This window comes from Leclercia sp. (assembly GCF_036780805.1).
Classification (GTDB): Bacteria; Pseudomonadota; Gammaproteobacteria; order Enterobacterales; family Enterobacteriaceae; genus Enterobacter.
Map to the genome: position 1 here is coordinate 26,991 of NZ_DAIQCE010000022.1, position 12,899 is coordinate 39,889.

13 protein-coding genes and 2 tRNA genes are annotated in these 12,899 nt (G+C 55.7%); 6 read left to right on the top strand and 9 right to left on the bottom strand.

Annotated elements, in window-relative coordinates:
• Window positions 1-96: 96 nt before the first annotated feature.
• Together cysM and pdxK are read left to right on the top strand one after the other, a co-directional pair.
• Entirely contained in the window at window positions 97-1,008 is a 912-nt protein-coding gene (gene cysM, locus V7Q49_RS23295; protein ID WP_333855666.1) for a cysteine synthase CysM, read from the top strand.
• A 5-nt stretch (window positions 1,009-1,013) separates the two neighbouring features.
• Window positions 1,014-1,850: a pyridoxine/pyridoxal/pyridoxamine kinase gene (gene pdxK / locus V7Q49_RS23300; RefSeq protein ID WP_333855667.1), complete on the top strand. Its 837-nt coding sequence runs from the start codon at window positions 1,014-1,016 to the stop codon at window positions 1,848-1,850.
• A gap of 48 nt (window positions 1,851-1,898) precedes the next feature.
• Here pdxK and crr read toward each other — a convergent pair whose 3' ends face one another.
• From crr to cysZ, 5 genes are all read right to left on the bottom strand, one after another.
• Window positions 1,899-2,402, bottom strand: a complete 504-nt coding sequence (gene crr, locus V7Q49_RS23305; protein WP_032612978.1) for a PTS glucose transporter subunit IIA — start codon at window positions 2,400-2,402, stop codon at window positions 1,899-1,901.
• A 43-nt stretch (window positions 2,403-2,445) separates the two neighbouring features.
• Window positions 2,446-4,173 carry a phosphoenolpyruvate-protein phosphotransferase PtsI gene (gene ptsI, locus V7Q49_RS23310; RefSeq protein WP_333855668.1) on the bottom strand — a complete coding sequence of 576 codons (1,728 nt, stop codon included), beginning with the start codon at window positions 4,171-4,173 and terminating at the stop codon, window positions 2,446-2,448.
• A 45-nt stretch (window positions 4,174-4,218) separates the two neighbouring features.
• Window positions 4,219-4,476, bottom strand: coding sequence for a phosphocarrier protein Hpr (gene ptsH / locus V7Q49_RS23315; RefSeq protein ID WP_000487600.1), 258 nt, complete (start codon window positions 4,474-4,476; stop codon window positions 4,219-4,221).
• Window positions 4,477-4,855: 379 nt separating this feature from the next.
• Complete coding sequence (cysK, locus tag V7Q49_RS23320; protein ID WP_106994669.1) at window positions 4,856-5,827, bottom strand: cysteine synthase A; 972 nt, start codon at window positions 5,825-5,827, stop codon at window positions 4,856-4,858.
• Window positions 5,828-5,981: 154 nt separating this feature from the next.
• Window positions 5,982-6,743, bottom strand: coding sequence for a sulfate transporter CysZ (cysZ, locus tag V7Q49_RS23325; RefSeq protein WP_333855677.1), 762 nt, complete (start codon window positions 6,741-6,743; stop codon window positions 5,982-5,984).
• A gap of 230 nt (window positions 6,744-6,973) precedes the next feature.
• Here cysZ and zipA point away from each other — a divergent pair, with 230 nt between their 5' ends.
• The 3 genes from zipA to V7Q49_RS23340 all read left to right on the top strand — a co-directional run bounded on the left by zipA (window position 6,974) and on the right by V7Q49_RS23340 (window position 10,249).
• Entirely contained in the window at window positions 6,974-7,945 is a 972-nt protein-coding gene (gene zipA / locus V7Q49_RS23330; RefSeq protein ID WP_333855679.1) for a cell division protein ZipA, read from the top strand.
• 71 nt (window positions 7,946-8,016) lie between these two features.
• Entirely contained in the window at window positions 8,017-10,032 is a 2,016-nt protein-coding gene (gene ligA / locus V7Q49_RS23335; RefSeq protein WP_333855681.1) for an NAD-dependent DNA ligase LigA, read from the top strand.
• A gap of 1 nt (window position 10,033) precedes the next feature.
• Window positions 10,034-10,249 (top strand): DUF3820 family protein, encoded by a 216-nt coding sequence (locus tag V7Q49_RS23340; RefSeq protein ID WP_032612964.1) that lies wholly within the window; start codon window positions 10,034-10,036, stop codon window positions 10,247-10,249.
• Here V7Q49_RS23340 and V7Q49_RS23345 read toward each other — a convergent pair.
• A complete protein-coding gene (locus V7Q49_RS23345) occupies window positions 10,246-11,244 on the bottom strand; it encodes a bile acid:sodium symporter family protein (protein ID WP_333855684.1) in 999 nt (332 codons plus the stop codon). The genes V7Q49_RS23340 and V7Q49_RS23345 overlap by 4 nt on opposite strands.
• An 89-nt stretch (window positions 11,245-11,333) precedes the next feature.
• Here V7Q49_RS23345 and V7Q49_RS23350 point away from each other — a divergent pair, with 89 nt between their 5' ends.
• Window positions 11,334-12,269, top strand: a complete 936-nt coding sequence (locus V7Q49_RS23350; protein ID WP_333855686.1) for a LysR family transcriptional regulator — start codon at window positions 11,334-11,336, stop codon at window positions 12,267-12,269.
• Here V7Q49_RS23350 and V7Q49_RS23355 read toward each other — a convergent pair.
• From V7Q49_RS23355 to V7Q49_RS23365, 3 genes are all read right to left on the bottom strand, one after another.
• Entirely contained in the window at window positions 12,266-12,607 is a 342-nt protein-coding gene (locus V7Q49_RS23355; RefSeq protein ID WP_333855688.1) for a FlxA-like family protein, read from the bottom strand. The two genes, V7Q49_RS23350 and V7Q49_RS23355, sit on opposite strands and share 4 nt — an antisense overlap.
• A 133-nt stretch (window positions 12,608-12,740) precedes the next feature.
• Window positions 12,741-12,816: transfer RNA gene (locus V7Q49_RS23360), tRNA-Lys, on the bottom strand.
• Between the two features lie 4 nt (window positions 12,817-12,820).
• A tRNA-Val gene (locus V7Q49_RS23365) sits at window positions 12,821-12,896 on the bottom strand.
• Window positions 12,897-12,899 lie beyond the last annotated feature (3 nt).

The window sequence follows — 12,899 nt, forward strand, 5'->3', positions numbered from 1 at the left end:
TATCGCCCGGTGGCGCTACGCTTACCGGGCCTACAAATGCACGGATGTAGGCCGGGTAAGCAAAGCGCCACCCGGCTTTTTTATTGAGTAAAAATCGTGAACACACTCGAACAAACCATCGGCAACACCCCTCTGATCAAACTGCAGCGCATGAGGCCGGGCAACGGCAGCGAAATCTGGATCAAACTGGAAGGCAATAATCCGGCGGGTTCGGTCAAAGACCGCGCGGCACTGTCGATGATTGTCCAGGCCGAAAAGCGCGGTGAAATCAAACCCGGCGATGTGCTGATCGAGGCGACCAGCGGGAACACCGGCATTGCGCTGGCGATGATTGCCGCCCTCAAAGGCTATCGCATGAAGCTGCTGATGCCGGACAACATGAGCCAGGAGCGCCGTGCCGCGATGCTGGCCTATGGCGCCGAGCTCATTCTGGTCAGCAAAGAGCAGGGGATGGAGGGGGCCCGCGATCTGGCCCTTGAGATGGCGAACCGCGGCGAAGGTCGGCTGCTGGATCAGTTCAACAACCCCGATAATCCATACGCGCATTACACCACCACCGGCCCGGAAATCTGGCAGCAGACTGCAGGCCGTATCACCCATTTCGTATCCAGCATGGGCACCACCGGCACCATCACCGGTGTCTCCCGCTTTCTGCGTGAGCAGGAAAAAGCGGTCACCATTGTCGGGCTGCAGCCTGAAGAGGGCAGCAGCATTCCGGGTATTCGCCGCTGGCCCGCAGAGTACATGCCGGGCATTTTTAATGCCTCGCTTGTGGACCAGGTGCTGGATATTCATCAACGCGAGGCGGAAAATACCATGCGTGAGCTGGCCGTGCGCGAAGGGGTCTTCTGCGGCGTCAGTTCTGGTGGCGCGGTAGCTGGCGCCCTGCGTGTTGCCGCGGCAACGCCGGGGGCGGTGGTGGTGGCGATCATCTGCGATCGCGGAGATCGCTACCTCTCTACCGGCGTGTTTGGTGAGGAGAGCTATGCGCAGGGCGCAGGGATCTAAAGGCTATGGAAATGATTTTATTCCGGGATAAAACCCGGGCACAGCAGACCGATATTGTGGCAGTGCAATCCCAGGTGGTGTACGGCAGCGTCGGTAACAGCATTGCGGTTCCGAATATTCGCCAGCATCACCTTAACGTGACGGCAATACCTACGGTGCTGTTCAGCAATACCCCGCACTACGACACCTTTTACGGCGGGGTGATCCCCGACGAGTGGTTCAGCGGCTATCTGAAGGCGCTGGACGAGCGCGACGTGCTGCGCGAGCTGAAAGCGGTCACCACCGGCTATATGGGCAGCGCCAGCCAGATTGCCCTGCTTGCGGAGTGGCTGCGTGCGGTAAAGGCGCAGCATCCCGATGTGCTGATCCTGGTGGACCCGGTGATTGGTGACACCGACAGCGGAACCTACGTCAAACCGGAGATCCCGGAAGCCTACCGTCAGCACCTGCTGCCGCTGGCGCAGGGGATCACACCGAACGTCTACGAGCTGGAAGTGCTCAGCGGCAAGTCGTGCCGGGATAATGCCAGCGCTATCGCTGCCGCCAGAGGGCTGCTTTCCGATACCCTGCAGTGGGTGGCGATCACCAGCGCGCCGGTTGCCGGTGATGCTGACAGCATCCACGTGGTACTGGTCTCCCACGATAACGTGACGGTTAGCGCCCATCCGCGCATCAGCGCCGATCTGAAAGGTACCGGGGATCTGTTCTGTTCTGAACTGGTGAGCGCCCTGGTGCAGCGCGAAAGCGTGGCCGTGGCGATAAGCCGGGCAGGGGACCGGGTGACGCAGGTGATGCAGTACACCAAAGAGAAAGGTTACGACGAGCTGGTTCTTCCGGCCTGACAAACGAAAATGGCGCCCGAAGGCGCCATTTTTCTGTGCGGCAAGAAATTACTTCTTGATGCGGATAACCGGGGTTTCACCCACGGTCACGCTGCCGGACAGTTTGATCAGTTCTTTGATTTCGTCCATGTTGGAGATAACAACCGGAGTCAGGGTAGACTTGGCTTTCTCTTCCAGCAGTGGCAGATCGAATTCAATGACCGGGTCGCCAACTTTAACGCGCTGGCCTTCTTCAGCGATACGCTTGAAGCCTTCGCCTTTCAGTTCGACGGTGTCGATACCGAAGTGAACGAACAGCTCAATACCGCTATCAGATTCGATAGAAAATGCGTGGTTGGTTTCAAAAATCTTACCGATGGTACCATCAACCGGCGCAACCATTTTGTTACCGGTCGGTTTGATAGCAATGCCATCACCAACAATTTTCTCTGCAAACACGACATCCGGCACGTCTTCGATGTTGACGATTTCACCAGACAGCGGAGCAACAATCTCAATAGTTCCGGTGTCGCTGTTGCCTTTGTCACCGAACAGTTTACTAAATAACCCCATTAGCCATCTCTCCTAAGCAGTAAATTGGGCCGCATCTCGTGGATTAGCAGATTGTTTTTTCTTCAATGAACTTGTTAACCAGCGTCATTAACTCGTCCGTTGTCGGTTGAGCAAGAGCCTGCTCTGCTAATACCTTCGCATCTTCGAAGTTCGTGTTACGGATAATCTTCTTGATGCGAGGGATGGAAATGGCGCTCATAGAGAACTCGTCCAGACCCATACCCAGCAACAGAAGTGTAGCACGTTCGTCGCCTGCAAGCTCACCACACATACCAGTCCATTTGCCTTCGGCATGAGAAGCATCAATAACTTGCTTGATAAGCGTCAGCACGGACGGTGACATTGGCTGGTAAAGATGTGAAATCATATCATTACCACGGTCAACTGCCAGGGTGTACTGGGTTAAATCGTTGGTACCAATACTAAAGAAATCGACTTCTTTGGCTAAATGACGCGCAATCGTTGCTGCGGCTGGGGTTTCTACCATCACGCCGACTTCGATAGATTCGTCGAAGGCTTTCCCTTCGTCGCGCAGTTCCTGTTTGTAGATTTCGATCTCTTTCTTCAGTGCACGCACTTCTTCAACAGAGATGATCATCGGGAACATGATGCGCAGTTTACCGAAAGCGGAAGCACGCAGGATGGCACGTACCTGGTCGCGCAGGATCTCTTTACGATCCATGGCGATACGCACTGCACGCCAGCCCAGGAACGGGTTCTCTTCTTTCGGGAAGTTCATGTACGGCAGCTCTTTGTCGCCACCGATGTCCATGGTGCGGACGATAACCGCCTGTGAGCCGCAGGCTTCAGCAACCGCTTTGTAAGCCGCAAACTGCTCTTCTTCGGTTGGCAGGGCGTCACGGTCCATGAACAGGAATTCGGTACGGTACAGGCCTACACCTTCCGCGCCGTTGCGCTCAGCGCCATCAACGTCACGTACGGTGCCGATGTTGGCGCAAACTTCTACCTGATGACCATCCAGCGTGATTGCTGGCAGATCTTTCAGTTTAGCCAGTTCGGCTTTCTCGGTCGCAACCTGTTCCTGAACGGCACGCAGCTGTTCGATTTGGTCGTTGGTTGGGTTGACGTAAACCAGATTGTTTACGGCATCCAGAATCAGATAGTCGTCGTTTTTCACCTGAGAGGTGACGCTACCGGTACCCACGATGGCAGGCAGTTCCAGAGAACGCGCCATGATAGAAGTGTGGGAGGTACGGCCACCGGCGTCAGTGATGAAACCCAGCACCTTGTTCAGGTTCAGCTGTGCGGTTTCTGACGGGGTCAGGTCAGCAGCAACCAGGATCACTTCGTCCTGAATGGCGCTCAGATCGATGATGGCCAGGCCGAGGATGTTGCGCAGCAGGCGCTTACCGATATCACGCACGTCAGCCGCACGCTCTTTCAGGTATTCATCGTCCAGCTCTTCCAGGGCAGTCGCCTGACCTTCGATAACTTCATGTGCAGCCGCGTCGGCCGTCATGCCTTTATCTTTAATCAGGGCTATGATTTCCTGCTCCAGCTCCTCATCTTCGAGCAACATGATGTGCCCTTCGAAGATGGCTTCTTTTTCTTCACCGAAAGTTTCGCCAGCTTTAGTTTTGATCGTTTCCAGCTGCGCAGATGCTTTTGCACGGCCACTCAGAAAACGCTCAACTTCCTGATTTACCTTATCAGCAGAAATTTTTTTCCGGTCGATGACGATCTCGTCTTCTTTCAGCAGCAGTGCTTTGCCGAAAGCGATACCCGGGGATGCTAAAATGCCTGAAATCATAACCCTACCTTACTTGTGACTGATTTTTACAAAGAACCCGGAAACTTACTCGAGCTCAGCCATCAGTTTTACCAGATGCTCAACTGCTTTCTGCTCGTCTTCGCCTTCAGCGGAGATGGTCACAACAGTGCCCTGAGTCAGACCCAGAGTCTGCAGTTTGAACAGGCTTTTTGCGCTGGCGCTTTTGCCGTTGGAAGTCACAGTGATCTCAGAAGTGAAGCCTTTCGCTTCTTTAACAAACTGAGCAGCAGGGCGGGTGTGCAGACCGTTCGGAGCGGTAATGGTAACTTCTTGCTGGAACATTGTATTTCCCCAACTTATTGGTTTGGTGTTGTGGAACTAAAGTCTAGCCTGGCGGCAGGACTTTAGCCTGTATTGTTAGCACCGGCTTAACGGCACGAGGCACAGATGTGTCAAACGTATTCCGGTACTGGCATGTCAGGCTGCTGACGTCTCGTTCGACATTAAACATTATGCCGCGAAAGCAAGACTTGAACCAAATCATAAAATCGATTCAGCAGCGGGAATTCGTGTATCGATTAATTTCGAGCTTCAAAATAATTGTCAGCTTAAATACCAGAGCTAACAGGGTGAAGCAATGCCGGACGAGATAAAACTTTGAAGCAGGCCACAAAAAAGCACCCGAATGGGTGCTTTTTTACGCGATATTTACATTCTGGCACTACTGTTGCAATTCTTTCTCTGTGAAGAGATCGGCAAACAGTGCAGTACTTAAATAACGCTCACCCGAGGATGGAAGAATAACCACGATATTCTTATTGGTAAAGGTTTCATCTTCAAGTAACTGCAGCGCTGCGGCTACCGCGGCACCGGAAGAGATCCCAGCCAGAATACCCTCTTCTTCCATCAGACGACGGGCAGTAGAGATGGCTTCATCATTAGTGATAGCCACCACTTTATCAATCAGTTTCAGATCCAGGTTGCCCGGGATGAAGCCTGCACCGATACCCTGAATTTTATGCGGACCGGGTTTCAGCTCTTCACCGGCCAGCGCCTGAGCAATAACCGGGGAGTCGGTTGGCTCAACGGCAACGGTAATCAGATCTTTTTTACCTTTTGTGCCTTTAATATAGCGAGATACGCCAGTCAGCGTACCGCCGGTGCCCACACCTGAAATAAAGACATCCACCTGACCGTCGGTATCTTCCCAGATTTCCGGGCCGGTGGTCTTCTCGTGAATTTCCGGGTTAGCGGGGTTGCTGAACTGCTGGAGCAGGAGATATTTAGCCGGATCGCTGGCAACAATCTCTTCCGCTTTCTGGATAGCGCCCTTCATCCCTTTTGCGCCTTCGGTTAACACCAGGTTCGCACCCAGCGCCTTCAGCAGCTTGCGACGTTCAATACTCATGGTTTCTGGCATGGTCAGCGTCAGCTTATAACCGCGTGCGGCAGCCACGTAAGCCAGAGCAATACCGGTGTTACCGCTGGTGGGTTCAACCAGCTCAACGCCCGGTTTCAACACGCCACGCTTTTCCGCATCCCAAATCATGTTGGCACCGATACGGCATTTTACGCTGAAGCTTGGGTTACGAGATTCTACCTTCGCCAGAATGCGTCCATTACCGATACGGTTCAGTCGAACCAGGGGCGTGTGACCGATAGTCAGCGAGTTGTCTTCAAAAATCTTACTCATGGCCTGTCCTTAACTGTTTGAAATTGGGATACCGACCCAGCATACCTGTTGAATAAGTCTGGGGAAGTAAGGAATTCGCATATCTATATGCTGATGGGAAATAATGCTATCCAGTATGGAATAAGAGATGGCATAAGCCATCCCTTTATTTACCTTATTTCCACAACGCGTGTTTATCACGGTAACAGTCGACCCACATAGCCGTTGCGCCGCAAACCGCCACCGGCATGATGAACAGATTCAGGAACGGGATCATGGTGAAGAGGCTGGTAAGCGCGCCAAACTGCATATTGGTCATTTTGCGGGCACGCAGGGCGGTGCGCATCTCTTTGAACGGGACTTTGTGGTTATCGAACGGGTAGTCGCAATACTGGATCGCTAACATCCACGCGCTGAACAGGAACCAGAGTACCGGCGCAACCGTCTGCCCAATACCCGGAATAAAGTAGAGGATCAGCAGCACGATAGCGCGGGGCAGGTACCAGGCGAACTTCTGCCATTCACGTTTCATAATGCGCGGCAGATCTTTCATGATGCCCAACACGCCGGTGTCCGGCGGCGTGGCCCCCGTCAGCCGCGCTTCCAGCTGTTCAGCCAGCAGGCCGTTAAAAGGCGCGGCTATCCAGTTGGCGAGGGTGGAGAAGAAGTAGCCAAACACCAGCAGCACCGAGACGATCGCCACCGGCCACAGCAGATAGCTCAGCCATTGTAGCCAGTCGGGGACGTAGCTCATCAGCGCCGGGATCCAGGTGTCCAGGCGGGTAAACAGCCACCAGAAGGCACCCCCCATCAGCAGAATGTTAATCAGCAGCGGGAGGATCACAAAGCGTCGGATGCCCGGCAGCGAGACCAGTTTCCAGCCCTGAGAAAAGTACCAGACGCCGCTGCGGGGAGGGGAAGATGTTGATGAAACCATAGCCAGGTTGAGCTCCTTTTATCACAACCAGTCAAATTGCCTGCCTATATTAGCCAGTTGCGGCGCGTTGACCAGTTCGGAAATGTTCGAAAAAACAGCAAAAAGCACGATTTAGTTCATCTTTATGCTGCGAATGCTCCGCATACACTTGCACTTGACGTAATCGGCAAATACTCTTAGTGAGTAAATGTTTGCCGTGGTGGCAAGGTGTTAGAACAACAGAGAATATAATGATGCAGGATTTGCGTCTGATATTAATCATTGTTGGCGCGATCGCCATAATCGCTCTCCTGGTCCATGGGTTCTGGACCAGCCGTAAAGAGCGCTCTTCTATGTTTCGCGATCGCCCACTGAAGCGCATGAAGTCTACTCGTGACGACGATAGCGATGACGATATCGAAGAAACGGAAGACGAGGGTGTGGGTGAAGTACGCGTTCATCGGGCCAACACTGCGCCCGGCGTAGGCCATGGGGAGCAAGAAGCGCCTCGTCAGCCTCCGCAGCATCAGTACCAGCCGCCTTACGCCTCTGCTCAGCCACGTCCCGCTGCGCCGCAGCCGGTGGTCGAGCCGGTACACCAGCCGCAACCGCAGCAGCCTCAGCCTGTGCGCCAGCAACCGGTGCAACAACCCCAGTATGCCGCTCAGCCTGAACCGCAGCCGGTCGTGCAGCAGGCGCCTCAGCCTGTCGCCCCAGCGCCGCAGCCGCAGCCGGCCCCTGCACCTGTTGTCGAGCCGGAACCGATCGTCGAAGCTGCGCCAGTGGTTGAAAAACCGCAGCGTAAAGAGACGGTCATAGTCATGAGCGTGGCGGCCCACCAGGGCACCACTATTAATGGCGAAGTGCTGCTCAACAGCATCCACCAGGCGGGCTTTAAGTATGGCGATATGAACATCTTCCATCGTCATCTGAGCCCGGACGGTAGCGGTCCTTCGCTGTTCAGCCTGGCGAACATGGTTAATCCGGGCACCTTTGACCCGGAGATGACCGGTGATTTCACCACCCCGGGCATTACCATCTTTATGCAGGTCCCGTCCTATGGCGATGAACTGCAAAACTTCAAGCTGATGCTGCAGTCTGCTCAGCATATCGCGGACGAAGTTGGCGGTATGGTGCTCGACGATCAGCGTCGAATGATGACGCCGCAGAAACTGCGCGAGTATCAGGACCGCATCCGCGAAGTTAAAGAAGCTAACGCGTAAACTTCCGCGTTTTGTTTCACACCTCCTCAACCCCCGCATGTCGGGGGTTTTTCTCATTAATGGTGCGACACATGGACTCAATCGAACAACAACTTACCGAACTGCGAACCACGCTTCGCCACCATGAATATCTCTATCATGTGATGGATGCGCCCGAAGTGCCGGACGCGGAATATGACCGTCTGATGCGTGAACTGCGCGAGCTGGAAACGCAGCATCCCGATTTAATTACCCCGGACTCCCCGACCCAGCGTGTCGGCGCCGCGCCGCTGGCTTTTTTCAGCCAGGTACGTCATGAAGTGCCCATGCTGTCGCTGGATAACGTTTTCGACGAAGAGAGCTTTCTTGCCTTCAACAAGCGTGTCCAGGATCGCCTGAAGCAGACCGATGCCCTGAGCTGGTGCTGCGAACTGAAGCTGGATGGCCTGGCCGTCAGTATTCTGTATGAAAACGGGGTGATGACCCGGGCAGCCACCCGTGGCGACGGCACAACCGGCGAGGACATTACCACCAACGTGCGCACCATTCGCGCCATCCCGCTTAAGCTGCATGGCGAGAACATTCCGGCACGCCTGGAAGTGCGCGGAGAAGTGTTCCTCCCGCAGGCGGGCTTTGAGAAAATTAACGAAGAGGCGCGCCGCACGGGCGGAAAAATCTTCGCCAACCCCCGCAATGCCGCCGCAGGCTCGTTGCGCCAGCTGGATCCGCGCATTACCGCTAAACGACCGCTGACCTTCTTCTGCTACGGCGTAGGCATCCTGGAGGGGGGCGAGCTGCCCGATACCCATCTGGGACGTCTGCTGCAGTTCAAGGCGTGGGGGCTGCCGGTAAGTAACCGCGTGCAGCTGTGCGACTCACCGGAAGCGGTGCTGGCGTTTTATCGCCAGGTCGAAGCCGATCGCCCGACGCTGGGCTTTGATATCGACGGGGTGGTGATCAAAGTCAACTCCCTCGCGCTGCAGGAGCAGCTGGGTTTTGTCGCCCGCGCGCCGCGCTGGGCGGTGGCCTTTAAGTTCCCGGCCCAGGAGCAGATGACCTTCGTGCGCGACGTGGAGTTCCAGGTGGGGCGTACCGGGGCGATCACGCCGGTTGCGCGTCTGGAGCCCGTCCAGGTGGCCGGGGTGCTGGTCAGCAACGCGACCCTGCATAACGCCGACGAAATCGACCGTCTGGGGCTGCGTATCGGCGATAAAGTGGTTATCCGCCGCGCCGGGGATGTGATCCCGCAGGTGGTTAACGTGGTCGAGTCAGAACGTCCTGAGGAGACGCGTGCGGTGGAATTCCCGACCCACTGCCCGGTGTGCGGCTCCGACGTGGAACGCGTCGAAGGCGAGGCCGTGGCCCGCTGTACCGGCGGTTTAGTCTGCGGCGCGCAGCGTAAAGAGTCGCTTAAGCACTTTGTCTCCCGCCGGGCGATGGACGTTGACGGCATGGGCGACAAAATCATCGACCAACTGGTCGAGAAAGAATACGTTCATACCCCAGCTGACCTGTTCCGCCTGACGCCGGGTAAGCTGACCGGGCTGGATCGCATGGGGCCGAAATCCGCGCAGAACGTGGCTGACGCGCTGGAAAAATCCAAAGACACTACGTTTGCCCGTTTCCTCTATGCGCTGGGTATTCGCGAAGTGGGCGAGGCGACCGCAGCGGGGCTGGCGGCATATTTTGGTACGCTGGAGGCCCTTGAGAAGGCGACAATTGACGAGCTGCAAAAAGTGCCGGACGTGGGCATTGTGGTGGCTACCCACGTCTTTAACTTTTTCTCGGAAGAGAGCAACCGTGAGGTTATCGGCCAGCTGCTTAACGAAGGCATTCGCTGGCCGGCACCGCAGGTGATCAACGCTGAAGAGATCGATAGCCCATTCGCCGGCAAAACCGTGGTGCTGACCGGCAGCCTGAGCCAGCTTTCACGCGATGATGCCAAAGCGCGTCTGACGGCGCTGGGGGCCAAAGTGGCTGGCAGCGTGTCAAAGAAAACGGACCTGGTGATTGCCGGGGAAGCGGCGGGCTCCAAGCTGGCGAAGGCGCAGGAGCTGGGGATTGACGTGATTGATGAAGCAGAGATGCTGCGTCTGTTAGGAGAGTAACGTGGATAAAGCGCAGCTTATCGAGATAGCCAATACCGAGATGCCGTTCGGGAAGTATAAAGGCCGTCGGCTGATTGATGTACCGGAAGAGTATCTGCTGTGGTTTGCCCGTAAGGATGAGTTTCCTGCCGGGCATCTTGGCGAGCTGATGGCGCTCACGTTACTGATTAAAACCGAAGGGCTGACCCAGCTGGTTCAGCCCCTGCGCCGGCCTTAAACTTTTGCCGTGCGGGCCTGCTCCTGGGCCTGCAACTCGTCGGTCTGGCGCTTATAGCGACGCGCCATGACCGCGCAAATCATGAGCTGCAGCTGGTGGAAGATCATCAGCGGCAGCACCATCATCCCAATCACCGAGGTCGGAAACAGAATGTTGGCCATCGGGATCCCATTCGCCAGGCTCTTTTTCGAACCGCAGAAGACAATGGTAATTTCATCGGCTTTGTTGAACCCGAAGCGGCGCGCGGCAAAAACGTTGATGGCAATCACTACTGCCAGCAGCACCAGGCTGACCACCACGATAAACAGCAGTGACCCGACCCCGACTTTATGCCAGATGCCATTGACCACGGCTTCGCTGAACGCAGAGTAAACCACCAGCAGAATCGATGACTGATCGGTTTTGGCAATCCACTTCTTATGCTTCGCCACAAAGGCCCCGATCCACGGCCGGGAAAGATGCCCCAGCACAAACGGCAGCAGCAGCTGCAGCATGATTTTGCCCACCTGCTCCAGACTGCCCTCGGCTCCATGCATATCCATCACCAGCCCAACCAGCAGCGGCGAGAGGAAAATCCCCAGCAGGCTGGAGGCGGACGCCGAGCAGACGGCCGCCGCCACGTTACCGCCCGCCATTGAGGTGAAAGCGATCGCAGACTGAACCGTGGCCGGCAAAATACAGAGGTACAGGAAGCCGGTATACAGGGCCGGATCGACGTTGATCGGCGCCCACCAGGCAAACAGCACGCCCAGCACCGGGAAGACGACAAAGGTGCTGCACATGACCCACAGGTGCAGTCGCCAGTGGCTACCGCCAGAGATAATCGCTTCACGGGAGAGTTTTGCCCCGTGCATAAAGAACAGCAGCGCGATGGCGGCGGTGGTGAGGCCTTCAAAAAAAGGCACAAAGCCGCCCTGGGCAGGGAAGAAGGAGGCCAGTAAAACGACGACGATAAGGGTGAGGGTGAACGGATCGAGAATGCGGAAAAGTTTCATAAACACTCCTGAAAACAGATAGCGCTATTGTGCTTTCTTCCCTTTGAGAAATAAAATTGATTTATTGCATCAATTCATGAGTAAAACAGATGAATTACTCGTTACGACAGCTGCGCGTTTTTGTCACCGTGGCGCAGGCGAAAAGTTTTAGCCGTGCAGGCGAGATTATCGGCCTGAGCCAGTCGGCGGTCAGCCACAGCGTGAAAGAGCTGGAGCAGCAAACCGGCGTGCGGCTGATCGACAGAACCACCCGGGAAGTAATGTTGACCGAGGCGGGTCATCAGCTGGCGGCCCGGCTGGAGCGGATCCTCGATGAGCTTTCCAGCACCCTGCGGGACGTGGGCCGGGTTGGGCAGCAGCTCTCCGGGACGGTACGCGTCGCCGCCAGCCAGACCATTTCGGCACATCTTATTCCGCACTGCATCGCGCAAAGTAACCAGCAATACCCGGATATCGATTTTGTCCTGCACGACCGACCGCAGCAGTGGGTGCTGGAGAGCATCCGCCAGGGGGAGGTGGATTTCGGGATTGTTATCGATCCGGGGCCGGTCAGCGATCTTGAGTGCGAAGAAGTGCTCTCGGAACCCTTTTTACTGCTCTGTCGTGATGACGATCCCCTTGCCGCCCAGGAGCAGGTTACCTGGCAGGCGTTGCAGGGGGCAAAACTGGTATTACAGGATTACGCTTCTGGTAGCCGTCCACTAATTGATGCGGCCCTTGCAGAACAGCAGGTGAGGGCGACGATTGTGCAGGAGATTGGGCATCCCGCGACGATCTTTCCGATGGTGGAGGCCGGGATTGGTATCAGCGTACTTCCGGCGCTGGCGCTGCCGTTACCTCAGGGGAGCCGGTTAACGGTAAAACGCTTTACGCCGATCGTCGAGCGCAAGCTGATGCTGGTGCGTCGCAAGAATCGCTCGCTGTCAGGGGCGGCGCAGGCGCTGTGGGAAGTGGTTCGTATGCAGGCGCAGCGGCTGACCGAGGCCCGCATACGGGATCCCCTCTTTACGTCCGGGGAGTGTTAAACGTAGATATCAATCTGGTGATCGGCTGACGGTGAGTTCACACCTTCTGCTTTGGCTTGCTGTGAATCCTGCTTCTGCTGCGCTTCTTCTGCCTGGCGACGCTGCAACTGCGCAAGTTGTGCTTGCAGCATTTTGATCTGCGTTTGCAGCAGCTCTTGCTGTTTCTTTTTGTCTTCTACCGAGCCACTGCCGTTGGCAACATCCTTCAGCTGTTGGGTCAGTTTGGTAATTTGCGACGTCAGGCGGCTGATCTGCGACGCAATGTCGCTGCCACCGGCGCTGCTGCTGCCGCTGCTTTGGGTCTGTACGGACGGTGTGGATGTTTGAATGGTTGTCATGCTGATTTCCTCTGCCTAAAGAAGAGATATCGGCATATAAAAGAATGGCTTGAGATAAACTACCAATTTTTGTAGGTTCGAATCGTTCATATCGCAGATAGCAAAAAAGCGCCTTTAGGGCGCTTTTTTACATTGGTGGGTCGTGCAGGATTCGAACCTGCGACCAATTGATTAAAAGTCAACTGCTCTACCAACTGAGCTAACGACCCGAAATGGTGGGCGATGACGGGCTCGAACCGCCGACCCCCTCCGTGTAAAGGAGATGCTCTACCAACTGAGCTAATCGCCCATT